Origin of the sequence: Streptomyces nogalater (assembly GCF_039532885.1) — a bacterium.
Taxonomy (GTDB): Bacteria; Actinomycetota; Actinomycetes; order Streptomycetales; family Streptomycetaceae; genus Streptomyces; species Streptomyces nogalater.
This window is the reverse complement of sequence record NZ_BAAASM010000010.1, coordinates 25,726-48,556: the sequence shown is the minus strand read 5'-3', so window position 1 is coordinate 48,556 and position 22,831 is coordinate 25,726. Positions and strand designations below refer to the sequence as shown.

General features: G+C 72.1%; 22 protein-coding genes. 11 read left to right on the top strand and 11 right to left on the bottom strand.

Going from position 1 to position 22,831, the window contains the following annotated elements:
• The first annotated feature begins 188 nt into the window (after positions 1–188).
• A complete protein-coding gene (locus tag ABD350_RS09925; RefSeq protein WP_344347489.1) occupies positions 189–1,448 on the top strand; it encodes a cation:proton antiporter domain-containing protein in 1,260 nt (419 codons plus the stop codon).
• Positions 1,449–1,752: 304 nt separating this feature from the next.
• Here ABD350_RS09925 and ABD350_RS09920 read toward each other — a convergent pair whose 3' ends face one another.
• Entirely contained in the window at positions 1,753–2,163 is a 411-nt protein-coding gene (locus tag ABD350_RS09920; protein ID WP_344347488.1) for a pyrophosphohydrolase domain-containing protein, read from the bottom strand.
• Positions 2,164–2,262: 99 nt separating this feature from the next.
• Here ABD350_RS09920 and ABD350_RS09915 point away from each other — a divergent pair, with 99 nt between their 5' ends.
• Positions 2,263–3,261, top strand: a complete 999-nt coding sequence (locus tag ABD350_RS09915; RefSeq protein ID WP_344347487.1) for a TAXI family TRAP transporter solute-binding subunit — start codon at positions 2,263–2,265, stop codon at positions 3,259–3,261.
• Between the two features lie 306 nt (positions 3,262–3,567).
• On the opposite strand, the gene ABD350_RS09910 is transcribed toward ABD350_RS09915, so the two are convergent.
• Both ABD350_RS09910 and ABD350_RS09905 read right to left on the bottom strand, forming a co-directional pair.
• Complete coding sequence (locus ABD350_RS09910; protein ID WP_344347486.1) at positions 3,568–4,998, bottom strand: sensor histidine kinase; 1,431 nt, start codon at positions 4,996–4,998, stop codon at positions 3,568–3,570.
• A 9-nt stretch (positions 4,999–5,007) separates the two neighbouring features.
• Complete coding sequence (locus ABD350_RS09905; protein ID WP_344347485.1) at positions 5,008–5,694, bottom strand: response regulator transcription factor; 687 nt, start codon at positions 5,692–5,694, stop codon at positions 5,008–5,010.
• A 297-nt stretch (positions 5,695–5,991) separates the two neighbouring features.
• Here ABD350_RS09905 and ABD350_RS09900 point away from each other — a divergent pair, with 297 nt between their 5' ends.
• From ABD350_RS09900 to ABD350_RS09870, 8 genes are all read left to right on the top strand, one after another.
• A complete protein-coding gene (locus tag ABD350_RS09900) occupies positions 5,992–6,768 on the top strand; it encodes an amino acid ABC transporter ATP-binding protein (protein ID WP_318200929.1) in 777 nt (258 codons plus the stop codon).
• Positions 6,769–6,833: 65 nt separating this feature from the next.
• Positions 6,834–7,661 carry a glutamate ABC transporter substrate-binding protein gene (locus tag ABD350_RS09895; protein ID WP_344347484.1) on the top strand — a complete coding sequence of 276 codons (828 nt, stop codon included), beginning with the start codon at positions 6,834–6,836 and terminating at the stop codon, positions 7,659–7,661.
• A gap of 75 nt (positions 7,662–7,736) precedes the next feature.
• Positions 7,737–8,405 (top strand): amino acid ABC transporter permease, encoded by a 669-nt coding sequence (locus ABD350_RS09890; RefSeq protein ID WP_344347483.1) that lies wholly within the window; start codon positions 7,737–7,739, stop codon positions 8,403–8,405.
• Positions 8,402–9,298: an amino acid ABC transporter permease gene (locus ABD350_RS09885; RefSeq protein ID WP_344347482.1), complete on the top strand. Its 897-nt coding sequence runs from the start codon at positions 8,402–8,404 to the stop codon at positions 9,296–9,298. The genes ABD350_RS09890 and ABD350_RS09885 overlap by 4 nt, the downstream gene beginning before the upstream one ends.
• Before the next feature lie 177 nt (positions 9,299–9,475).
• On the top strand, positions 9,476–11,206 hold the full coding sequence (locus ABD350_RS09880) for an FAD-dependent monooxygenase (protein WP_344347481.1): 1,731 nt from the start codon (positions 9,476–9,478) through the stop codon (positions 11,204–11,206).
• A gap of 416 nt (positions 11,207–11,622) precedes the next feature.
• Positions 11,623–11,736 (top strand): putative leader peptide, encoded by a 114-nt coding sequence (locus ABD350_RS37940; RefSeq protein WP_382466787.1) that lies wholly within the window; start codon positions 11,623–11,625, stop codon positions 11,734–11,736.
• A 68-nt stretch (positions 11,737–11,804) separates the two neighbouring features.
• Positions 11,805–12,347 (top strand): cupin domain-containing protein, encoded by a 543-nt coding sequence (locus ABD350_RS09875; RefSeq protein WP_344347480.1) that lies wholly within the window; start codon positions 11,805–11,807, stop codon positions 12,345–12,347.
• The gene (locus ABD350_RS09870) at positions 12,344–12,784 is read left to right on the top strand and encodes a rhodanese-like domain-containing protein (protein ID WP_344347479.1); all 441 of its coding nucleotides are present in this window, start codon (positions 12,344–12,346) and stop codon (positions 12,782–12,784) included. Before ABD350_RS09875 ends, ABD350_RS09870 begins: the two co-directional genes overlap by 4 nt.
• A 69-nt stretch (positions 12,785–12,853) precedes the next feature.
• Here ABD350_RS09870 and ABD350_RS09865 read toward each other — a convergent pair whose 3' ends face one another.
• The 5 genes from ABD350_RS09865 to ABD350_RS09845 form a co-directional block, all read right to left on the bottom strand.
• The gene (locus ABD350_RS09865; RefSeq protein WP_344347478.1) at positions 12,854–15,382 is read right to left on the bottom strand and encodes an ABC transporter permease; all 2,529 of its coding nucleotides are present in this window, start codon (positions 15,380–15,382) and stop codon (positions 12,854–12,856) included.
• 192 nt (positions 15,383–15,574) lie between these two features.
• The gene (gene recX / locus ABD350_RS09860; RefSeq protein WP_344347477.1) at positions 15,575–16,525 is read right to left on the bottom strand and encodes a recombination regulator RecX; all 951 of its coding nucleotides are present in this window, start codon (positions 16,523–16,525) and stop codon (positions 15,575–15,577) included.
• Between the two features lie 3 nt (positions 16,526–16,528).
• A complete protein-coding gene (gene recA, locus ABD350_RS09855; protein ID WP_344347476.1) occupies positions 16,529–17,659 on the bottom strand; it encodes a recombinase RecA in 1,131 nt (376 codons plus the stop codon).
• Positions 17,660–17,892: 233 nt separating this feature from the next.
• The gene (locus ABD350_RS09850) at positions 17,893–19,167 is read right to left on the bottom strand and encodes an AI-2E family transporter (RefSeq protein WP_425584185.1); all 1,275 of its coding nucleotides are present in this window, start codon (positions 19,165–19,167) and stop codon (positions 17,893–17,895) included.
• A 153-nt stretch (positions 19,168–19,320) separates the two neighbouring features.
• Positions 19,321–19,515, bottom strand: a complete 195-nt coding sequence (locus ABD350_RS09845) for a DUF3046 domain-containing protein (protein WP_344347475.1) — start codon at positions 19,513–19,515, stop codon at positions 19,321–19,323.
• A gap of 79 nt (positions 19,516–19,594) precedes the next feature.
• Here ABD350_RS09845 and ABD350_RS09840 point away from each other — a divergent pair, with 79 nt between their 5' ends.
• Positions 19,595–20,539, top strand: coding sequence for a hypothetical protein (locus tag ABD350_RS09840; protein ID WP_344347474.1), 945 nt, complete (start codon positions 19,595–19,597; stop codon positions 20,537–20,539).
• Between the two features lie 44 nt (positions 20,540–20,583).
• Here ABD350_RS09840 and ABD350_RS09835 read toward each other — a convergent pair whose 3' ends face one another.
• The 3 genes from ABD350_RS09835 to ABD350_RS09825 are packed head-to-tail and all read right to left on the bottom strand — an operon-like array spanning position 20,584 to position 22,600.
• A complete protein-coding gene (locus ABD350_RS09835) occupies positions 20,584–20,892 on the bottom strand; it encodes an AzlD domain-containing protein (protein WP_344347473.1) in 309 nt (102 codons plus the stop codon).
• Entirely contained in the window at positions 20,889–21,698 is an 810-nt protein-coding gene (locus tag ABD350_RS09830; RefSeq protein WP_344347472.1) for an AzlC family ABC transporter permease, read from the bottom strand. Before ABD350_RS09830 ends, ABD350_RS09835 begins: the two co-directional genes overlap by 4 nt.
• Positions 21,695–22,600 carry an AraC family transcriptional regulator gene (locus ABD350_RS09825; protein ID WP_344347471.1) on the bottom strand — a complete coding sequence of 302 codons (906 nt, stop codon included), beginning with the start codon at positions 22,598–22,600 and terminating at the stop codon, positions 21,695–21,697. The genes ABD350_RS09830 and ABD350_RS09825 overlap by 4 nt, the downstream gene beginning before the upstream one ends.
• Between the last annotated feature and the right edge of the window lie 231 nt (positions 22,601–22,831).

Below are 22,831 nucleotides of genomic sequence, written 5' to 3'. Positions count from 1 at the left end.
AGGCGGCGCCTTCCGTTTGCCGCGTCCGGCGGACGTGAGCGCATCCATCGGTACCCGCGTCCTGTTCCGGCCAGCCGGATGGGGACATTGACAAGGCAGGTGCACACCACAAAGCATTGCTGGGCACGTCTACGGCACCTCAATGCTCCCCGGGCGGCGTACGCGGCCCGCCATCAAGGCAGGTACCGATGACTACGAACCAACTGTTCGCGCTCTTTTGCGACCTAGCTCTCATTATCGTGCTCGCCCGCATACTGGGCGCCGTTGCACAGCGCTTATCCCAGCCCGCGGTCATCGGCGAGGTGCTCGCGGGTATTCTGCTCGGCCCGACCTTCCTGGGCCATTCCGTGCCGGAGTTCCTGTTTCCCCTCGACATACGGCCGATGCTCACCGCGCTCGCCGATGTGGGCATGGCCGTTTTCATGTTCATCGTGGGTCTGGAACTGGACCGGAAGATCCTGCGCGGCACCGGACGGCTGGCCGTCACCGTGGCGGTCTCCTGCATCGTGCTGCCGTTCGGGCTCGGCACGCTGCTCGCCCTGACGCTGGTCGACGACCACGCCCCGGGGCACCGGCTGGGTTTCGTGCTCTTCATGGGTACGGCGATGTCGGTGACCGCCTTCCCGGTGCTGGCCCGGATCCTCACGGACCGGGGGATGCAGCACACCCCGATCGGCGGGCTGGCGCTGGCCTGCGCCGCGATCGGTGACGTGCTCGCCTGGTGCATGCTCGCCGCCGTGGTGGTCCTGGTCGGCGGAGGGGGTGGCGACCAGTGGCTTCTGCTGCTGCTCCTGCCGTACGCCGGTGTGATGATGTGGGTGGTCCGTCCGCTGCTGCGCAGAATGGTCGCCGCCGGCGGCTCCCGGCTGACCCCGGCGGTGCTGACGGTCGTCCTCGCGGGGCTTCTCGTCTCGGGGGCGATCACCGAGCGGATCGGCCTGCACTTCATTTTCGGCGCGTTCCTTTTCGGGGTGGTGATGCCGAAGGAATCCACCGAGCGGCTCCGCGCGGACATCATCGACCGGATCGGCGATGTGAGCGGGCAGTTGCTGCAACCGGTCTTCTTCATCATCGTGGGTCTGAAAGTGGACCTGTCCGACCTGGGCGGGTCCGGCTGGCTGGACTTCGCGCTCATCCTGCTCGTCGCGGTCACCGGTAAATTCGTCGGCGCGTTCCTGAGCGCCCGGGCCTTTCGCGTCACGGCGCGCCAGTCGGCGGTTCTCGCCACGCTGATGAACACCAGGGGGCTGACGGAACTGATCATCCTGACCGCCGGACTGCAACTCGGCGTCCTGGACGAGCGATTGTACTCCTTGATGGTCGTGATGGCGGTCGTGACGACGGCGATGGCCGGTCCGCTGCTCGCCGTCCTCCGGCCACGCACCCCGGCCGACCAGGACCCCGTCATCCCGCTCCGGGACGCCCAGCCGCCGGCCACCAAGCGCTGAACCGGCAGGGCGAACACGGAACCGGCAGGGGTCCGGGCCCCGGCGCGCACGCCCCGGTACTGGTCGCGTCGTCGCGTCGCGTGCCTGCGTGAGCGAGTGAACGGCCGGCCCGGACCTCGCCCGGCGACTTCCCGGAAACCGGATGGAGGTTCCCGGCCCGCCCTGCCTACAGTCCACCCGAGCCGGGCGCTTCCCGGGACGAAGCACGGGCCCGCGCGACCCGGTGCCTAGTGGCCGCCCGGGTGCCGGTGCCTCGTAGCCGCGCCCGCGTGGCCCGGTGCCTCGTAGCCGCCGCGCGGGTGGGTCAGGATCCGTCGGTGCCCGGTATCCAGCCCTGGCGGCGCAGTACGGCGGAGACGTCCGGGGCTCGGTAGTGCTCCCCCTTGAGCACCTTGCCGTCGGCCCGGCGGGCGACCTGTCCGTCGGGGCCGAGCTTGCTCATGTTGGCGCGGTGGATCTCGGCGATCACCTCGTCGAGATCGATGCCGTGCACCAGGGCCGTGCCGTAGGCCACGTACACCACGTCGGCCAGCTCGTGCGCGAGCCGGTCCAGCGGGCCCTCGACCGCGACCTCGGCGACCTCCGCGGCCTCCTCGGCAAGCAGTTCCCCCCGGTGGGCGGCCAGGCCGGGGTCCACCTCCGTCGGCGTGTCGCGGACGTCGAGGCCGAAGGCGCTGTGGAACTCGTGGACCAGACGGGCGGGCGAAGTGCTCATGCGTCGACTCTAACGGGCGGCACCGGCAACGCCCGCCGACCGCGATCGCTGTGCGCCCGGCCCTGGTCAGCGCCGTAGCCCTGCTGGCAGGATCACCGCATGTCCAAGAGGTTTCCCCGGGTCGGCAGGCACGCGGCGCTGCGAGGCGCGGCCGTCGGTGTCGTGGCCCTCGGGCTGCTGTTGTGGTGGCTGCTGCCGCTCGGCGAGAAGCCGCCGGGCGGGACGATCGTGTTCAGCACCGGTACGCCCCACGGGGTGTACCAGGAGTACGGCGAGCGCCTGCGCACCGAGATGGGCGAGGACATGCCGGAGCTGACGGTGAAGCTGCTGCACAGCGCCGGTTCCCAGGAGAACGTGGAGCGGGTGGCGACCGGTCGGGCGGACTTCACCATCGCGGCGGCCGACGCGGTGGCGGCGTACGAGCTGCGGCAGGGCGAGGGCGCCGGGCGGCTGCGCGGGGTGGCCCGGCTCTACGACGACTATGTGCAGCTCATCGTGGCCCCGGACTCCGACATCAGCGACGTCGCGGACCTGCGGCACAAGCGGGTGGCGATCGGACTGCCGAATTCGGGGGTGCGGTTGATAGCCGAGCGGGTGCTCCGGGCCGCCGGTATCGATCCGCGCGAGGACATCATCCCGGCGGGGGACGGCATCGACACCGGGCCGGCGCGGTTGCGGGAGGGGAAGATCGATGCCTTCTTCTGGTCCGGCGGGCTGCCCACGAAGGGGCTGGCGACGCTGGCGCAGAAGGGCGCCTTCCGGTTCGTGCCGATAGACGACACCCTGGTTGCCCGGCTGCACGGCCAGGGCGAGTGGGCGCGTTACTACCGGTCGACGAAGATCCCCGAGTCGGCCTACCCGAACGTGCAGCGGGGGGCCGAGGTGCCGACGATCGCCGTGTCCAACGTGCTGATGACCCGTACCGATGTCGATCCCCGGCTGACCGAGTGGGTGACCCGCACGGTGATCAAGAGCCGGGACGGCATCGGCGCCCATGTCCACTCCGCCCAGCTGGTCGACCTGCGCACCGCCATCTACACCGGCCCGCTGCCGCTCCAGGAGGGCGCCCGGCGCTACTACCGGTCGGTGAAGCCCTGACGGGCAACCGGCGTACGCGGCCCGCCCGGCACGCGCCCGGAGTGCGTTCAGCGTGCGCGGCACGCCCCGCGGCCGCCTGACGCGGGCCCGGCGTGCGCCGCATGCCTGACGGGCGCCCGGGGTGGGTTCGGCGTGGGCCGTACCTCTGACGGGCCCCAGGGCGGGTTCGGCACGCGCCGCACGTCTAGCGCCGGCCCGGGGTTCAGTTCGGCATGCGCGGCACACCCAGCGCGCACCCGAAGTCGGTTCCGCGTGCGCAGTCCTGTCTAGCGCGCACCCGAAGTCGGTTCCGCGTGCGCGGTACGCCTACCGCGCACCCGGGGGTGGTTCGGCGGTCGTCGGGTGTCGTGGCACGCTGACGGTGACCCGCAGTCCCCGCGGCTCGTGGTGGGTGAAGTCGACCGAGCCGCCGCCCGCCGCGAGCAGGGCGCGGGTGATGGACAGGCCCAGGCCCGAACCCTTGACGTTCTGGTGCCGGCCGCTGCGCCAGAAGCGGTCGCCCACGCGCGCGAGTTCCTCGTCGGTGAGGCCGGGCCCGGTGTCCGTGACGACGACCGTGGTGGTGTCGCCGTCGGCGGAGACGGCGACCTCGACCGTGCCGCCCTCCGGGGTGAACTTCACGGCGTTGTCGATCACCGCGTCCAGGGCGCTGGACAGGGCGATCGGGTCGGCCCAGGCGGTGGTGGGCGGGCAGTCGCCGGTCAGGCTCACGCCCTTGGCCCGGGCGGCCGGTGCCCAGGCGGCCACCCGCTCCCCGGCCAGCGCGCCGATGTCGGTCAGCCCCAGGTCGGCCTCGGCGTGCTCGGCCAGCGCCAGGTCGAGCAGGTCGTCCAGGACTTGCGCGAGGCGCTTGCCCTCGGCGCGCACCGAGGCGATCTCCGCGTTTCCCTCGGGGAGTTCGAGAGCGAGCAGTTCGATGCGCAGCAGCAGCGCGGCGAGCGGGTTGCGCAACTGGTGCGAGGCGTCGGCGACGAAGGCACGCTGCTGCTCCAGCACCTCCTCGACGTTGTCCGCCATCTCGTTGAACGAACGGGCCAGCCGTCTGAGTTCCGGCGGCCCGCCGGACACCGCGACGCGGGATTTGAGCCGCCCGGTGGCGATGTCGTGCGTGGTGGCGTCCAGGACCCTGACCGGCTTGAGCACCCAGCCGGTCAGCCGGAGCGCGGCGCCCACGGCGAGCAGCATGGCGGCGATCTCGCCGGCGCCGATGACCAGCCAGCCGCGCAGGATCCGCTTGCGCAGCTGCTCGGTGGGCGAGTCGGTGACCACGACGGCGACCACGTCCCCGTCCCGGATCACCGGTGAGGCGACGACGAGCCGGCTGTGCTGCCAGGGCCAGGCCTGCGGCGGGTCGTGGCTGCGCCGGCTGAGCAGCGCCTCGTCGAACGCCCGGCGTACCTCACCCGTGCTCGGGACGAACCAGTCGCCGGGCGCGTTGGCCATCGCCTCCGTACCGTTGCGGTAGAAGACGCCCGCGCGTATGCCGTAGACGTCGTAGTAGCTCTCCAGTTCGCTGCGCAGGCCCTCCCGACGCTCGTCCGTGGTGATGCGGCGCGATCCGCCGGGCCCGTCGGTGACGAACTGGGCGAGCGCGGCGAACCGGGCCGCGTCGTCCATCCGGTCGACGACGACCCGTTGCTGCTGGGCGGCGGCCAGGCTGCCGGCGAGCGGGATGCCGAGTGCGAGCAGGACGGCCGTCAGCAGCACGATGAGCAGCGGAAGGAGGCGTGTGCGCACCCGTCCCCGCTAGGCGGCCGGGGCGACGAGCCGGTAGCCGACGCCGCGTACGGTCTCGATCAGCGCGGGCAGGCGCAGTTTGGCGCGCAGGGAGGCGACGTGCACCTCCAGGGTGCGGCCGGTGCCCTCCCAACTGGTGCGCCAGACCTCGCTGATGATCTGCTCCCGCCGGAAAACGACGCCGGGCCGCTGCGCGAGCAGGGCGAGCAGATCGAACTCCTTGCGGGTCAGCTGGACCACCGCGCCGTCCACGCTGACCTGGCGGGTGGGCAGTTCGATCCGGACGGGGCCGAGCAGCAGGGCGCTCTCGCCGCCGGTGACGGGGTCCTCGTGGACGGTGCGCCGGCTGACGGCGTGGATCCGGGCGAGCAGTTCCCCGGTGTCGTACGGCTTGACCACGTAGTCGTCGGCGCCCAGGTTGAGGCCGTGGATGCGGGAGCGGACGTCGGCGCGGGCGGTGACCATGATCACCGGGGTGCCGGTGCGCTTGCGGATCTTGCCGCAGACCTCGTAGCCGTCCTGGTCGGGCAGGCCGAGGTCGAGCAGCACGACGCCGAAGCCGTCGCCCTCGGGGACGAGCGCCTGGAGGGCCTCCTCGCCGCTGCGCGCGTGGGTGACCTGGAAGCCGTGGCGCGCCAGGACGGCGGACAGGGCCGCGGCGACGTGGTTGTCGTCCTCGACGAGCAGCAGTCTCATTCCGGCCCCCTCCGGTTCAGCGGTCGTACGGTCTGGGTTTCCGTCGTTCTTGTAGATCACCGGCACGCGCGCGTGCACCATGGCAGTGACGCCGATGGACCAGGACGGCGTCAAGAGGCTTCAGGTTGCCCATCTCTTCCGTTATCCGGCCGATACGCGCGCGGCCCCCAAGTGCTACGACCCGTGTCCGTTTGCTACCGGATCGTGATGCTCAGATCTCCCTCAGATGTGATGACGCAGGTCACAGCCCCTCATTAGTGTCCGTCGGAAACCCGAGGAGGACGGAGCCCGAGAGCGATGACCAAAGTAACGGTGGCCAAGGAAGACGTGGCCGCGTCCGACGAACTGGTCGTCCTGAAGAGCGTCAACAAGCACTTCGGCGCGTTGCACGTGCTCCAGGACATCGACCTGACGATCGCCCGCGGCGAGGTCGTCGTGGTCATCGGGCCCTCCGGGTCCGGTAAGTCGACGCTGTGCCGCACCATCAACCGCCTGGAGACGATCGACTCGGGCACGATCACGATCGACGGCAAGCCCCTGCCGCACGAGGGCCGGGAGCTGGCCCGGCTGCGGGCGGACGTCGGGATGGTGTTCCAGTCGTTCAACCTGTTCGCGCACAAGACCGTGCTCGAAAACGTGATGCTGGGTCAGGTCAAGGTCCGCAAGGCGGACAAGAAGCAGGCCGAGGAGAAGGCCCGGTCGCTGCTGGACCGGGTCGGCGTGGGCACCCAGGCCGACAAGTACCCCGCCCAGCTGTCCGGTGGTCAGCAGCAGCGGGTGGCGATCGCGCGGGCGCTGGCGATGGACCCGAAGGTCATGCTGTTCGACGAGCCGACCTCCGCCCTCGACCCCGAGATGATCAACGAGGTCCTGGAGGTCATGCAGCAGCTCGCGCGCGAGGGCATGACGATGATCGTCGTCACGCACGAGATGGGTTTCGCGCGGTCGGCCGCGAACCGGGTCGTCTTCATGGCGGATGGCCGGATCGTTGAACAATCCTCGCCCGATCAGTTCTTCAGCAACCCGCGCAGCGACCGGGCCAAGGACTTCCTGTCCAAGATCCTGCACCACTGACCGGCCCGGCCCCCGCCGCCCGCGCCCCAGGGACTCGTTCCTCACCACTCAGAAGGATGTTCACGATGAAGCTCCGCAAGGTCACCGCCGCCTCGGCCGTCCTCCTCGCCCTGTCCGTGGCCGCCACCGCGTGCGGCGGTGACAAGGACGACAAGGGCTCCGGCGGCAAGAAGATCACCATCGGCATCAAGTTCGACCAGCCGGGCATCGGCCAGAAGACGCCGAAGGGCTACTCGGGTCTCGACGTCGACGTGGCCACCTATGTCGCCAAGAAGCTCGGTTACAACGAGGACCAGATCGAGTGGAGGGAGTCGAAGAGCGCCGACCGCGAGACCATGCTCCAGCGCGGCGACGTCGACTTCATCACCGCGTCCTACTCGATCACCCCCGAGCGCCAGAAGCTGGTCGACTTCGCCGGCCCGTACCTGCTGGCCCACCAGGACGTGCTGGTCCGCGCGGACGACACCTCCATCAAGACGGCGCAGGACCTGAACAAGGCCCGGCTGTGTTCGGTCACCGGCTCCACCTCGGCGCAGAACGTCAAGGAGAAGCTGGCCCCCAAGGCGCAGCTCCAGAAGTACCCGACGTACTCCGCCTGTCTGACCGGGCTGCAGAACAAGGCGATCGACGCCCTGACCACGGACGACTCGATCCTCGCCGGCTATGCCTCGCAGTCCCAGTTCAAGGGCAAGTTCAAGCTCGGCGGCCTGAAGCTGACGAACGAGAACTACGGCATCGGCGTCAAGAAGGGCAGCGACCTCAAGGACAAGATCAACAAGGCCCTTGAGGCGATGGTCTCCGACGGCTCCTGGCAGAAGGCCGTGGACAAGAACCTCGGTCCGGCCGGCTACAAGAACGAGCGTGCCCCGAAGATCGGCGAGATCAAGAGCTGAGGCAACGCCCGGCGGGTGCGCCGTCCGTGAGGGCGGCGCACCCGGGCATCCCTACACGCGGAAGCGCGGGAGAACGTGTTCGACTTTCTTGACGACTACGACGTACTGGGCGCCTTCTGGACGACGGTGCAGCTGACCTTGCTGTCCGCCGTGGGCTCCCTGATCTGGGGCACCCTGCTGGCCGCCATGCGGGTGGGCCCGGTGCCGTTGATGCGCGGCTTCGGCACCGCCTACGTGAACATCGTGCGGAACATCCCGCTCACGGTGATCATTCTGTTCTCCTCGCTCGGCCTGTACCAGACGCTGAGGATCAGTCTCGGTGCCGGCGACATCGTGGACACGGCCAACTTCCGGCTGGCCGTCCTCGGACTGATCGTCTACACGTCGGCCTTCGTGTGCGAGGCGATCCGGTCCGGCATCAACACGGTGCCGGTCGGTCAGGCGGAGGCCGCGCGCGCCATCGGCCTGAGCTTCACCCAGGTGCTGTTCCTGGTCGTGCTGCCGCAGGCGTTCCGGGCGGCCGTCGGCCCGCTGGCCAACGTACTGATCGCGTTGACGAAGAACACGACGGTGGCGGCGGCGATCGGCGTCGCCGAGGCGGCACTGGTGATGAAGGACATGGTCGAGAAGGAGGCGCAGCTGCTGCTGATCTCGGCGATCATCGCCTTCGGCTTCTGCTGCCTGACCCTGCCGACCGGTCTGATCCTCGGCTGGGTGGGCAAGAAGGTGGCGGTGAAGCGATGACTTCGGTCCTGTACGACGCCCAGGGGCCGCGCGCCAAGCGGCGCAACATCCTCTACACGGTGGTCTTCCTGGTCGCGCTGGCGGCCCTCGCATGGTGGTTGTACGCCTCCCTGGACGAGAAGAACCAGCTGGACTGGGCGCTGTGGAAGCCGTATCTGGGCGGCGGCACCGAGGCGTACTCGACGTACATATGGCCCGGTCTGGAGAACACGCTGAAGGCGGCCGCGCTGTCGATGGTCATCGCGCTGCCCCTGGGCGCCGTCCTCGGTATCGCCCGGCTGTCGGACCACGTCTGGGTGCGGGTTCCGGCGGCGGTCGTCGTGGAGTTCTTCCGCGCGATCCCCGTCCTGGTCCTGATGATCTTCGGGCTGGCGCTCTTCTCCCAGTACTCCGACGTGAGCTCGGACGACCGTCCGTTCTACGCGGTCGTCACCGGCCTGGTGCTGTACAACGCGTCCGTCCTCGCCGAGATCGTGCGCGCGGGCATCCTCGCCCTGCCGAAGGGCCAGTCCGAGGCGGCCATGGCGATCGGTCTGCGCAAGGGGCAGGTGATGCGGGTCATCCTGCTGCCGCAGGCGGTCACCGCGATGCTCCCGGCGATCGTCAGCCAGCTGGTGGTCATCGTGAAGGACACCGCGCTCGGCGGCGCCGTCCTCACCTTCCCCGAGCTGCTCTCCTCGGCGAGCACCATGAGCGCCTACTACGGCGCCAACACCATCGCCTCGTTCACGATCGTCGCCGTGATCTACCTGATCATCAACTTCGCGCTGACCTCGTTCGCGAGCTGGCTGGAGGGCCGGCTGCGGCGGCGCAAGAAGTCGACCGGCGCGGTGCTGAGCGTCGAGAAGACGACCGACATCCCGGACCAGGCGGGGACCGGAACCCCGGCCTGACGGCAGGTCAGGGCCGAACGCACCACCCGGGGGCAGTGACGTGATCGCCACTGCCCCCGGTCGCTTGACGCGAACTCTGCCAATGGGTTGCATACGTTTTGTGATCGTGCACCCCGCTCCTCCTTCCTGTTCACTTGTCTCCGTCAGGGCATCGTCACGGGCAGGGGGCGTCGCACCATGGACCCGGTGATCATCGTCGGAGCGGGACCCGTCGGACTCACGCTCGCCCTGCTGCTGACCCGTCAGAAGGTGCCCGTCGTCGTCCTGGACGAGGGCCCCGGCAAGGACGAACCCCGCCCGGCGCGCACCGTCGTCCTGCGCGAGGACACGGCCGCCCTGCTGGAACGGCTGACCGGGGTGGCGCTCGGCGCGCACGGCGCGCGCTGGGCCGGATGGCGGTCCGTCAGGCGCAAGCAGGTGATGACCGAGATCGCCTTCACCGAGGACGATCCCGCCGCCCCGCTGCACATCGCCCAGCACATCGTGACGAACGCCCTGCGCGCGGCCCTCGCCGGCGAGCCGCTGGCCGAGGTGGCCACCGACAGCCGCCTGGACGCCGTCGAGCAGGAGCGGTCCGGCGTCACCGCGCACACCCGGGCCCCGAAGGCGACGTGGTGGCGCGGCAGTTACCTGGTCGGCTGCGACGGCCCCCGCTCGACCGTGCGCAAGCTCCAGGACATCCGCTTCCCGGGCCGTACGGCGGTGGAACGGCACGCGGTCGCCACGCTGCGGACGGAACTTCCCTGGGAGGGCCAGGCGATGCTCCACCGGATGCCGCCGTGGCGGTCGTCCGGGCCCTCGGCCGGGGAGGTGACCGCCCGCCCCCTTCCGGACGGCACCTGGCGGCTGGACTGGCTGCTGCCACCGGGAAAGGACCTGGTCACGCCCGAGCTCCTGCTGACCCGCATCCACGAGACCCTCACGGGCTGGACGGGCAGCGCCGCACCGGCGTACGACCTGCTCGACACCGGTGTCCACACGGTGCACCACCGGCTGGCCCGCCGGTGGCGCGCCGGCCGGGTCTTCCTCGCCGGGGACGCGGCCCATCTGCTCGGCGCGTTCGGCACGCAGGGGCTCGACGAGGGCCTGCGGGACGCCGACAACCTCGCCTGGAAGTTGGCCACGGCCTGGCACCACGGCCCGCACGAGGACCTGCTGGACAGCTACCAGACCGAGCGGCGCGCGGTGGTCGCCGCCCGGCTGCGCGCCGCCGACCAGGCGCTGCCGGTGCTGCGCGGCGGCGGACTGCGCGGCATCGTCCCGGGCGCGGCCCGTGGGCAGGACGCGCAGTTCACCGACGGCCACCTGGGGCGCGGTGCGCTGGGCGCGCCCGGCACCTACGCCGGCTCACCGCTCACGCCCCGGCGCCTGGAGGCGGAGATCGCCGTCGACACCCCGCCCGGCGCCCAGGTGACCGATGTCCGGGTCACGGCGGAGGACGGCTCCTTCGTCCGGCTGCGCGACCGGCTCGACAGGGGCGCGCTGCTGGTCGTGCTGATCGCGCCCGGTACGGGCGTGTGGGACCGCAAGCACTGGGTGTCCGCCGGGGTGATGCCCCGGCTCGCGGCGGCCGTGACCGCGCTGCCGCACCCCGCCGAACTGCTGGTCGCCGAGAGCTACCCGGGCGCGCCGGCGCACAGCGTGCTGCTGGTACGCCCCGACGGCCACCTGGTCACCGCGTTCAGCGGGGTCCGCCCGGCCGACCTGTACGCGGCGGCGGAGGCCACGCTGGGCGGCTCGGCACCGGAGGCGGAGCCGGTGGCGGAGCCGGTGGCGGAGGAGGAGCGGGAAGAAGCACGGAACGCCGAACGGAAAGAGGAACGGGAAGCAGAACGGGAAGCGGAACGGGAAGCGGAACGGATGAGTGAGCAGGCGGCGACGGCGGAAGCGGGCTCGGGCCTGCGCTGACCTACCGTACGGAGCGGACCGGGAAAAGCCCGGCTCCGTACGGAACCTCCGCGCCGGACGCGCCCGGGAGACGGGTGGGTGCGGCTCACGCCGGGTGCGGAAAGGGAGGCCGCCCATCCCAGGCGCCAAGGACGGCGCCCGAACCCGGGCCGCGCGCCGGGCGGCCGCGCGCCGGCGCCAAGGGGCGGGCGGTGCGGCGCCCACCTCCGCACGCGCCGGACACCGGCACCGAGGCGCCCGTTTGCGACCTGCGCCGGGCGTGAGCGAAGGTGGCCGAACCCCGAACGCGCCGGGCGCGAGCGAGGGTGCCCGGCCCCCTTGAACACGCCGGGCGCCGGATGGGAGTCGTTCGTCTGCGACCTGCGCTGATTCGCGCTCCCGTTCCCCGTCCATGAGGTGACACTCGGTTGACCAGGGTGATCCGGCATGCTGTACTCCCGATCGTGAACGACACCTACGTGCGCCTGTGGCGGAGGGTCCACATGGACCTCGTCCGCTACGCGGGCTGCGTGTGTCGCCCGTCCCGCTGAATTCGCCTCCCTTTTTCTCACCGGGCGCCGTCGCGCGCCCGTTTCCGCGAACTTCCAGGACGGTGCCCGTGTCTGTCCCCTCCTCCCTGCCCTCCCCCGTGTCCGCTGCCGCCGCCACGGCGCCCACGCAGGCGGACCTCCTCGACTTCGTCCGGCGCACGGCGGCCGACGCCGAACTGATCGCCTCCCTCCCGCTCGATCCGGAGGGCCGCACCTGGGTGCGGCTGGAGGGGCCCGGCGGCAGCGAGGCCTGGCTGATCGGCTGGCCGCCCGGCACCGGCACCGGCTGGCACGACCACGCCGACTCGGTCGGCGCCTTCCTCACCGCCTCGGGCGAGCTGACCGAGAACTCCCTCGCCGCCCGGCTGCCCACCGACGGCTGGAAGACCCTGGAACTCACCGACGGCGTGGACCGCGTACGCCGGCTGTCCACCGGACAGGGCCGCGCCTTCGGCCGCCACCATGTGCACGAGGTACTCAACGAGTCCACGGAGCGACACGCGATCTCGGTCCACGCCTACTACCCACCGCTCCCCCACATCCGCCGTTACAGCCGCACCGGCCAGGTCCTGCGCCTGGAGCAGGTCGAGCGCCCGGAGGACTGGCAGTGAGCGGCACCGGCGAACAGCCGACGGCGGCCGAAGCGACCGGCGAACGGCCGCTTGGCATCGACGAGCTGCTGGAGCGGGTCCGCGCGGGCTACCGGCGCATCGAGGCACGGGAGGCACACGAGGCGGCTCTCACCGGGGACGCGCTGCTGGTCGACATCCGGTACGCGGCCCTGCGCGAACGGGACGGGCTCATCCCGGGTGCCGTCGTGGTCGAGCGCAACGAGCTGGAGTGGCGTCTCGATCCCCAGGGCAGCCACCGTCTCCCCGAGGCCACCGGACACGACCTGCGCATCGTGGTGATCTGCAACGAGGGGTACGCCTCCAGCCTCGCCGCGGCTTCCCTCCACCAACTGGGCCTGCACCGGGCGACGGACCTGGTGGGCGGTTTCCAGGCGTGGCGGGCGGAGGGCCTGCCGGTGGAGCCGGCGACGGCCTGAAGGCAGCGGCACACGCCGAGGACATGGGCACGCCCCCCCGGTCGTGGGCACCCACCCCGGTTGCCGGTGTCACTCCTTCGCCGTGGCCACCGTCACCGGCCGCACCCGCAGTGCCGTGCGGCCCGGCACGGCACTGGCCACCAGCGCGAGGACACCGGCGAACCCGACGACGCCGACGTAGAGCAGCGGGGCGACCGTGGGTGCGGCCCGGCCCGTCATGCCGAGGCTGAACGCGGTGAGTACGGCGAGGGCGATCGAGCTGCCGAGGAAGGTGGCAAGGAACAGCACGGCCAGCGTCTCGGTGCGCAGCATCCGCAGGACCTGCCGCCGGGTCGCGCCGGCGAGGCGGAGCAGCGCGAACTCCCGCACGCGCTCGGCGACCGACATGGCGAGCGTGTTGCCGACGGCGATGGCGGTGAAGGCCAGGACCAGTCCCATGGCGAGATAGTCGACCTCGGCGTTCGTCTCGTCCTGCGCGGCCTGGAGGGCATCGGCGGCGGCCGGTGAAAGAACCCGCACACCCGGGAACTCACGGAGGGTGGTCGCCAGTTCTCCCTGTGTACGGCTCGTGCCGACGAGGACGGAGGAGGCGAGCGGGTTGTCGACGTGGCGGGCCACGAGGTCGTGGTCGAAGGTGAGGTCACCGAAGCCGAGACCCCTGGCGTAGACGGCGGCGACGGTGAGCGTGACGGGCGTGCCGTCGCCGAGCGTGACTTTCAGGGTACTGCCCGGCGCCAGATGCCGCTGGTCCGCGGCCACTTCGCTGACGGCGACGGTGCCGGGGCCGAGCCGGCCGAGGGAGCCGGCGGTGACCTCGGGGTCCCAGGTGCGGGTCAGACCCGCCGGGGTGACACCCTGCGCGGGGTACTTGTCCAGGCCGACGCGGACGGTCGTGCGGACCACCTCGGTGACCGTGTCGTGCCGCGCGCGCAGCCGTTCGGCGGCCTCGCCTGGTACTCCGGGCCCCTGGGCGGTCACTACCCAGTCGGCCCGGACGCCTTCGCGGACCTGGGTCCGGGCGGCGTCCTGGAGGGTGGTCCGGACGAACAGGACGGTGCAGGTCATGCCGACGAGCAGGGCGAGGGGGGTGACGACGGAGGCCATGCGGGCGGCGTTGCCGCGCAGGTTGGCGGTGGCGAGCCGGCCGCCGTGCCCGGTGAGCCGGAGCGGACCGGCCAGCAGCAGCACGGCGGCCCTGACCAGGAGCGGACCGAGCAGGGCCACGGAGGTGGACAGGACGACGACGGCGAGGAAGGTCACGGGAGTGGAGGCAGGCTCGGTGCGCAGGGAGGTGAGGACGGCGACGAGGACGGCTCCGCCGGCCAGGAGCAGCAGCCCGGCGGCGATCCGGCCGAGGGCGGGCCTGGCGCGCTCGTTCCCGGCTTCGGTCAGGGCCTCGGCGGGGCGGATCCGGGCGATCCTGTGGCCGGCGATCCGGGCCGCCGCCCAGGCGGCGAGCAGGGTGACGGCGAGCGCGACGAGCGGCGGGAGGACACCGGTGGTCCGTTCGAGCGTGTCGGGTACGGCGCCCAGCGCGACGAACCGGGAGAACAGCCGGCCGCCCAACGGCAGCCCGAGCAGCGCACCGGCCGCGCCCGCCGCCGCGCCGACGATCAGCGCCTCCCGGCCGAGCAGCCCGCGGATCTGTCCGGAGGTGGCGGCGACGGCCCGGAGCAGGGCGAGTTCGCGGTGGCGCTGCCGGATGGTGAGCGCGAAGGTGCCGACGACCACGAGCACCGCGACCAGCACAGAGGTGCCGCCCATCGCCGCGCCCATGCTGATCAGCCGGGTGCGGGCGGCAGCCGCGTCCAGGAACTCGACGGGCCCGCGGGCGTCGCCGGTGCTGACCCGGGCCGTGGTGCCGTGCAGCGCCCGCGCCACGGCCCGGCGCACCCGCTCGGGGTCCGCCCCCTTGGCCGGCAGCACGCCGAACGCGGTGACCTGCCCGGGGTGCGCGGCCAGTCGACGGGCCTCGGCGGCGGTGAAGAACAGGGAGGTCTGGTGGCGCGCGGGGAGGTCCGGGATGGCGATACCGGTGATCCGGTAGCTCCTCGGGGCCCGCGTGGACTGCACGGTGAGCCGCTCACCGGGCCGGAGCCGGGCCCGTGCGGCGAGATCGGCGTCGATGACGAGGTCACCGGAGGCCGCGGGGGCGCGGCCCGCGGTCAGCCGGTACGGGGTGAGCGCGGCGGAGTCCCAGGCATGGCCGTAACCGGTACGGCCACCGGTGCCGCCCGGCGTCGTCGGCTGGGCGAGGAAGGTCAGTTCGGGAACCACCCGGGCCACGCCGGGGGTGCGGGCGAGCGTGTCGCGCAGCTGCCCGGGAAGCCAGGCGCGCTCGGCGATGGGCTTCGCCTTGTGCTTGACCTTGGTCTTGCCGTGCTTGTGCTCGACGGTGACCCGGTGCACCTGCTGGTCCGCGGTGACCACGACGGGGGCGGCGGCATAGCGCTCGGTCCGGACGGTGCCGCGCAGGCCGGTGTCGAGAAGGGTGCCGCAAGCGGTGATCAGGGCCGCCGCGCACATCAAGGCGAGGAAGGTGCCGAGAAAGCCGGCCTTCCGGGCCCGGACGGTCCGCAGGGCGTATCGCAGCATCATGGGGGACGGGCTCTCTTCTGTTGTACGCGCGCACGCGTCGGTCGCGTGCGCAGGGCGCGCGTACAACAGTCGCCGGTCAGGGGGTGGCAGGGCATTGCGGCGACCCGGCGTCCCGGCAGGGGGCGCCCCGCCCTCGCGGGGCGGGGGTTAACCCCACCCCGACACCGGGCCGACGCCGACGCCGGCGCCGGTTCACCAATGTCCGTCCCCGAGGAACTCGGTGTCCTCGCCCTCTTCCTCCAGCGCCTGGCGTACGACGCGGAGGGCCATGCCCTCGGGGTAGCCCTTGCGGGCGAGCATGCCCGCGAGCCGGCGGAGCCGCTTGTCACGGTCCAGGCCACGGGTGGCACGCAGCTTGCGCGCGACGAGTTCCCGGGCGGTCGCCTCCTCCTGCTCGGAGTCGAGCTGGGCGACGGCGTCCTCGATCAGCGCCGAGTCGACGCCCTTGGTCCGCAGTTCCCGGGCGAGGGCGCGGCGGGCGAGTCCCCGCCCGTGGTGCCGGGACTCCACCCAGGCATCCGCGAAGGCACCGTCGTCGATGAGCCCGACCTCCTCGAACCGGTCCAGCACCTCCTGGGCGACGTCCTCGGGGATCTCCCGTTTGCGCAGGGCGTCCGCGAGCTGCTTGCGGGTGCGCGGGGTCCCGGTGAGCAGGCGCAGGCAGATCGCCCGGGCCCGCTCAGCCGGGTCCCCTGAAGACTCTCCCCGCTCGTCCCTCGCCGAGGAGGGGGCGCCTTCGTCCTCACCGGGCGCGTCCCCGAAACCGCGCCGCCGACCACGCCGGCGGCCCCCGCCCCGGGCGCCATCGGTTCCCCCGGGGCCACGGCCGCGTGGTGAACCGCCCCCGTACGGCTCACCACCCATGTCGCCCGGGTCCGGGCCACCACCGGCCCCGTACCCGCCGTCACCCCCGTACCCGCCGGTGCCGTCGTAGGGATCGGATCCGCCGTGGGCGCCGGGTCCCTCGTACTCCTGCCGCCCTCGCCGCTTGCGTCCCCCGTGGTCGCCGCGCTCGCCGTACTCGCCGTCCCGGTGTCCGTCGTCACCGTCCGGGGCGGAGTCCGGGTAGGCCCCGGTGCCCCTCCCCCGTGGGGCGCCGGGCGTGGCGTACTCGTACTCGGCCCAGTCGGTTCGCCGTGTCACGGGTCAGCTCTTGGCTGCGGCGGCCTTGGGCTTGGTGGCCTTGGCGGCTGCCGGGACGGCTGCGGACTTGGCGGCGTCCCCGGCCGCCGCGGGGGAGACCGCCGCGTCGGCGCCCGGCTCGGCGGCGGGCTCCTTCGGCCGGACGCCCACGCCCAGCTTCTCCTTGATCTTCTTCTCGATCTCGTTGGCCAGGTCGGGGTTGTCCTTGAGGAAGTTGCGCGCGTTCTCCTTGCCCTGGCCGAGCTGGTCGCCCTCGTACGTGTACCAGGCGCCGGCCTTGCGCACGAAGCCGTGCTCCACGCCCATGTCGATCAGGCCGCCCTCGCGGCTGATGCCCTGGCCGTAGAGGATGTCGAACTCGGCCTGCTTGAAGGGCGGCGCGACCTTGTTCTTGACGACCTTGCAGCGGGTGCGGTTGCCGACCGCCTCCGTGCCGTCCTTCAGGGTCTCGATGCGGCGGATGTCGATGCGCACCGAGGCGTAGAACTTCAGCGCCCGGCCACCGGTCGTGGTCTCGGGGGAACCGAACATCACGCCGATCTTCTCGCGGAGCTGGTTGATGAAGATGGCGGTGGTCTTGGACTGGTTGAGCGCGCTGGTGATCTTCCGCAGCGCCTGGCTCATCAGGCGGGCCTGCAGACCGACGTGGCTGTCGCCCATCTCACCCTCGATCTCCGCGCGCGGGACGAGCGCGGCGACCGAGTCGATGACGATGAGGTCGAGGGCGCCGGAGCGGACCAGCATGTCCACGATCTCCAGCGCCTGCTCGCCGTTGTCGGGCTGGGAGAGGATCAGGTTGTCGATGTCGACGCCGAGCTTGCGCGCGTACTCGGGGTCGAGGGCGTGCTCGGCGTCCACGAAGGCGACCTGGCCGCCGGCCTTCTGCGCGTTCGCCACGGCGTGCAGGGTCAGGGTCGTCTTACCGGAGGACTCCGGTCCGTAGATCTCCACGACACGGCCGCGCGGCAGGCCACCCACGCCGAGGGCGACGTCGAGCGCGGTCGAGCCGGTCGGGATGACCTCGATGGGCTCCTTCGACCGCTCGCCCATGCGCATGACCGCGCCCTTGCCGAATTGCCGTTCAATCTGCGCGAGCGCGGCGTCGAGCGCCTTCTCGCGGTCGGTTCCTGCCATGGGTTCCACCCGGTTTGCTTGAGTCGATCGCTTCACGTCAAAGACGCTAACGCCTGCCACTGACAATGCGCCCCGACGCAGGCCCGGCCTGTGGATAACCGTGGGACATTTCCCGTCATACCGGGGCAAAGACCCCGACCAACAGCCTCGCCTGAGCCCCCATAAGAATAGATGTTCGATTTTTGTGTCAAGCGGACCGGCGCGCTGCCGCGTCGTCGGCCCGCGCGAGTGTCCTACGACTGCTTCCGCCCGCCGGGGCGACGGCCGGCCCACAGGCGTCGCGCTCGTGTGAGCGCCCCGGGACCGGACGGCGTTCTGCTGCGGTGCCCGTGCACCCGGGGGTCGTCCGTGACGGCGTACCGCTTCACGTACGCCCCGAGGAACGCCTGGAGGGTGGCCACCGCCGGGATGGCGATCAGCGCGCCCACCGCGCCCAGCAGCGCGGTGCCGGCGACGACCGAGCCGAAGGCGACCGCCGGGTGGATGTCGACGGTCTTGGCGGTCAGTTTGGGCTGGAGCATGTAGTTCTCGAATTGCTGGTAGATCACGACGAAGCCCAGCACCCACACCGCGTACCAGGGGTCGACGGTGAACGCGATCAGCATCGGCAGCGCGCCCGCGAGGTAGGTCCCGATGGTGGGGATGAACTGGGAGACCAGGCCCACCCAGACCCCGAGCACGGGCGCGTACGGCACGCCCATGACCTCCAGCAGGATGTAGTGCGCGACCCCGGAGATGAGCGCCATGAGACCGCGCGAGTAGAGGTAGCCGCCCGTCTTGTCGACGGCGATCTCCCAGGCGCGCAGCACCTCGGCCTGCCGCGCGGGCGGCAGGACGGAGCACAGGGCGCGGCGCAGCCGGGGGCCGTCCGCGGCGAAGTAGAACGAGAACAGGCCGACCGTGAGCAGCTGGAAGAGCCCGCCGAGCACCTGGGTGGACACGTCGAGGACGCCTGCCGCGCTGTTCTGCACGTACTTGCGCAGCCAGTCGGAGTGGAGCAGCCCCTCCTGGATGTCCACCCGTTTCAGCTCGGTGTGGAAGGTCTGGTTGATCCAGTTGATCAGCGAGTCAAGGTACTCCGGGAAGCCCTCGATCATCTTGATGATCTGGCCGGCCAGCATCGAGCCGAGCAGGGTGACGAACCCGGCTATGACGATGGTCAGCCCGAAGAAGACCAGGAACGTGGCGAGCCCCCTGCGCATGCCACGGGCCGCCATCCGGCTCACCGCCGGCTCGACCGCGAGAGCCAGGAAGAACGCGATCAATATGTTGATCAACAGTCCGGTCAGCTGATGGAAGGCCCAGCTGCCCAGCTGGAACGCGGCGATCAGCGCGAGCGCGAGCACCATGGCGCGGGGCAGCCAGCGCGGCATCCGGCCGCCCGGCGCGACCGCGCCGGCGAGCGGGGGCCGGCCGGGCGGGGTCGTCGCGGCCGGTGCTGCCTGCCGGACGAACGGCGCGCCGTCCTCGGCGGTGGATGCCAGGGATTCCTCGTCAGTGGGTGCCACCCGCCCAGTCTCACCCACGCCACCGACAACCGGAGCCCGCGCGCGATCTTCGTGACGGATCGAAACCGTACTGTCGATTTTCCAACCGACATACAGTGACAATTCCGGTGTTCCAGCGGTCCGTGGCGCGCCCGGTGTCCGGGTCGGCCCGCCTCAGCGCCTCTCGCCCGGCACGTTCATGACCGCGCAGACCACGCGCCACACGTCCTTGGCCTCCCAGCCCGCGTCCAGCGCCTCGTTCACCGTGCGTCCGCCCAGTTCGGACATCACGTGATCGCGCGCGAAGGTTTCGGCGTACCCCGGACCGAAGTGTTCCGCCATTCGCTGCCAGAAGACCGTCAACCGCATGACTCCAGTATCCCGCCCCCGGGGGTGGGCCTGCCCCGGAGCGCCTGCCGGGACCGCTTTCCGCCCTACGGTCTGACCCATGGCAGATTCAGGAGTCCCCCCACTCCCCTCCACGCCCCCGGCGCGCACCCCGCTCTTCCGCGCCGAACAGTTCGTGTGGCTCACCGCGCGCGTGCTGGAGCAGCGTCTCTTCGCGTACCACTTCCTGCACGGCTGCCCGGAGGCCGTGGATACGGCGCTGGACGCCTACCGCAACGAGGACGGCGGGTACGGGCACGCGCTGGAGCCCGATCTGCGCGGGCCCGTGAGCCAGCCCCTGCACATCGCGCGCGCCCTGCGCGTGCTGGACGCCGTCGGGCGCTGCGGCGGACAGCGGGTGGAACGCGTGTGCCGCTATCTGACCTCCGTCTCCACCCCGGACGGCGCCCTGCCGGCGGTCCACCCCGGCCAGCGCGGCTACCCGACGGCGCCGTTCCTCACGGTCGTCGACAACCCTCCCAGCGAGCTGCTGTCCACCGGCCCGGTGGTCGGGCTGCTGCACCGCAACGAGGTGTGGCACGCCTGGCTGTTCCGGGCCACCGACTACTGCTGGCAGGCGGTGGAGTCCCTGGAGAAGTCCCACCCCTACGAGGTGCAGGCCGCCGTGGCCTTCCTGGACGCCGCTCCCGACCGCCCGCGCGCGGAGGCCGCCGCCGACCGGCTGGGCCGCCTGGTGCGGGAGCAGCGGCTCGCGGCGCTGGACCCGGACCGTCCCGACGCGTTCCCGGTCGCCGCCGGCTACGCCCCCGGGGAGCACCACTTCCCGCACGACTTCGCCCGCAGCCCGGACTCGCTCGCGCGCGCGTGGTTCACCGACGACGAGATGGCGCGCTCCCTCGACCACCTGGCAGCCCGACAGCAGGAGGACGGGGGCTGGCCCGTCACCTGGCGTCAGTGGGCGCCGGCACCCACGCTGGAGGCACGCCCTCTGGTGACGATCGAGGCCCTGCGCACCCTGCGGGCCTACGGCCGCTTCGTGGGCTGAGCCGCCGCCCCGGGCCCCTGCCTTGCGGACGGGGCCCGGCCGGCTCACCCGCCGATGGCCCGCAGGCCCGCCGTCACCACCACCGCCGCCGCCACGACCAGCAGGAACGGCGCGCGCAGCAGCAGTGCCACGGCCGCGGCGCCGAGCCCCGCGGCCCGGGCGTCCAGCATGAGCGTGTGCCCGTCGGCGAACGTCTGCTGGGCCGTGAGCGCGGCGAGCAGGGCGACCGGCAGCAGGGCGGCCAGCCGCCGCACCGAAGGCCGCTCGACGGCCTGCGCCGGGACGAGCAGTCCGGCGAGCTTCACGGCGTAACAGCCGACGGCGGTCCCGATGATCGCGATCCAGGTGGTCACCGGCCCTCCTCCGCGCCGTTCGTCCCGCCCAGGCCCTCCGGCGCGCACCGGCCGTCCGGTCCCGGCGGATCGTGCGGTGCGTGCCCGCCGGTACGGCCGCCGCGCCAGGACTCGGTGACGAGGGCGAGCGGCGCCGCCAGCGCCGCCACCAGCACCGGCACACCGGCCGGCAGCACCGGCAGCAACCCGAGACCCAGCAGGACCGCGAGGCCCGCCACGGCGCGCTCGGTGGCCGTCTTCAGCATCGGTGCGAGCAGTGCCAGGAACACCGCGGGTCCCGCCGCGTCCAGGCCCCACGCGCGCGTGTCGCCGATCGCCTCGGCCCCCAGCGCGCCGAGCAACGTGGTGAGGTTCCACAGTGCGTACAGGCTGAGCCCGGTCACCGTGAAGCCGATCCGCGCGGCCCGCCGGGTCGGCTGCGCCAGGGTCACCGCGGTGGTCTCGTCGATCACCCACTGGGCGGCGAACGGCCGTACCGCGCGCGGGAGGGCGAGCAACTGCGACAGCCGCAGCCCGTAGAAGGCGTTGCGCAGGCCCAGGAAGAAGGCGCCGGCCACGGCCGTGAACGGGTTGCCGCCGGCGGCCAGCGCCCCGACGAGGGCGAACTGCGAGGCGCCGGTGAACACCAGGAGGCTGAGCGCGCAGGTCTGGAGCAGCCCGAGTCCACTGCCGGCCGAGGTCACCCCGAAGGCGAATCCGGACAGGCCCACCGCGACGCCGACCCCCAGGGCGTCCCGTACGACGGCCGCGTCCGGCTTCCGGGTGCCGTCGGCTGCCCGGTCCGTGAGTGCTATGTGCTGTGTCACGCCCGGGACGGTACGGACGACGGCCGGCCGGCGTCTTGTACGTTCTTGCGCCCGCCTGGTACGCGCTCCCGCCCGTCCGGGTTCACGTGCTCCCGCTGGTACGCGCCCGGGGGCACGCCGACGATCCGGGTGAAGTGCCGGTTGAGGTGGGGCTGGTCGGTGAAGCCGACGGCGACGGCCGCCTCGGCGGGGGCCGTCCCCGCGTCCAGCAGCAGCCGGGCGCGGCGCACCCGGGCGTCGGTCAGCCAGGTGTGCGGCGGCATGCCATAGGCGTCGCGGAACGCCCGCAGCAGGGCGAACGGGCTGGTCCCCAGGTCCCGGGCCAGCCGTTCCAGGGTCGGCGGCCGGGCCATCCTCTCTTCCAGCACCGCACGCGCGCGTGCGGCGATCAGCACGCCGGCCGTCCGGGTCCGCCGCTCGGGCAGCGGACCACCGTTCAGCCGCAGCAGCCTGGTCACGGCGACCCGCAGGAGCGTGTCGGCGGCCAGCGCGTTGCCCTCGTCGGTGGCGCGCAGCACCTGGTGGACCAGACGGGCGGCGTAGGGATCGTCGAGGACCGGGCTGACGAAGCCGGGCGTTCCCCGCAGGGTGGTGGTCTCGGCGGCGATCTCGGCGACCACGTCGGGCGAGGGGTACAGCGCGCCGTACCGCCAGCCTTCCGGCACCCCCGCCCGGCCGGTGTGCGGGGTGTCCGGGTTGACCAGCGCGAGGGCGCCCGCGCCCGCGGAGACATCCGAGCCGCGGTGGTGGAAGACCTCGACGCCGTCGGCTATGGCCGCGATCACGAAGTTCTCGTGGGTGTGCCGGATGAAGTTCTTGCGGATGTAGCGGGCCCGCAGCAGGTCGACCCCGGGCAGCTCCGGATACCGCCAGTGCCGTGCCCGCTCGCCTGAACCCGCCATACGCCCATTGTCCCGCCCGACCCGCCACCCCACCTGTCCCACCTGCCCCACCAGGTCTCCTCCCCACCGATCCCACCCGACCCACAGGTCGGTCCTGTCTGTCCCATCCGCGCCGGACCACGGCCGTCCGTCGCCCTGCCCTCCCCGCCCCCGCCGGTACGACCCCGGATCCCGCCAGGCCCGCTCGCCCCCAGGCCCCTGAACAACCCCCGCCCCCCTGTCCCGCACGCC

Bases quoted from the DNA above. Each gene is read 5' to 3' on its own strand.
- ABD350_RS09920 (WP_344347488.1), bottom strand. From the start codon at position 2,163: ATGAGCACTTCGCCCGCCCGTCTGGTCCACGAGTTCCACAGCGCCTTC.
- ABD350_RS09825 (WP_344347471.1), bottom strand. From the start codon at position 22,600: ATGGCGGGTTCAGGCGAGCGGGCACGGCACTGGCGGTATCCGGAGCTG.
- ABD350_RS09845 (WP_344347475.1), bottom strand. From the start codon at position 19,515: ATGCGGTTGACGGTCTTCTGGCAGCGAATGGCGGAACACTTCGGTCCG.
- ABD350_RS09885 (WP_344347482.1), top strand. From the start codon at position 8,402: ATGACTTCGGTCCTGTACGACGCCCAGGGGCCGCGCGCCAAGCGGCGC.
- ABD350_RS09915 (WP_344347487.1), top strand. From the start codon at position 2,263: ATGTCCAAGAGGTTTCCCCGGGTCGGCAGGCACGCGGCGCTGCGAGGC.
- ABD350_RS09880 (WP_344347481.1), top strand. From the start codon at position 9,476: ATGGACCCGGTGATCATCGTCGGAGCGGGACCCGTCGGACTCACGCTC.
- ABD350_RS09895 (WP_344347484.1), top strand. From the start codon at position 6,834: ATGAAGCTCCGCAAGGTCACCGCCGCCTCGGCCGTCCTCCTCGCCCTG.
- ABD350_RS09925 (WP_344347489.1), top strand. From the start codon at position 189: ATGACTACGAACCAACTGTTCGCGCTCTTTTGCGACCTAGCTCTCATT.
- ABD350_RS09840 (WP_344347474.1), top strand. From the start codon at position 19,595: ATGGCAGATTCAGGAGTCCCCCCACTCCCCTCCACGCCCCCGGCGCGC.
- recA (WP_344347476.1), bottom strand. From the start codon at position 17,659: ATGGCAGGAACCGACCGCGAGAAGGCGCTCGACGCCGCGCTCGCGCAG.
- ABD350_RS09905 (WP_344347485.1), bottom strand. From the start codon at position 5,694: ATGAGACTGCTGCTCGTCGAGGACGACAACCACGTCGCCGCGGCCCTG.
- ABD350_RS09900 (WP_318200929.1), top strand. From the start codon at position 5,992: ATGACCAAAGTAACGGTGGCCAAGGAAGACGTGGCCGCGTCCGACGAA.
- ABD350_RS09865 (WP_344347478.1), bottom strand. From the start codon at position 15,382: ATGATGCTGCGATACGCCCTGCGGACCGTCCGGGCCCGGAAGGCCGGC.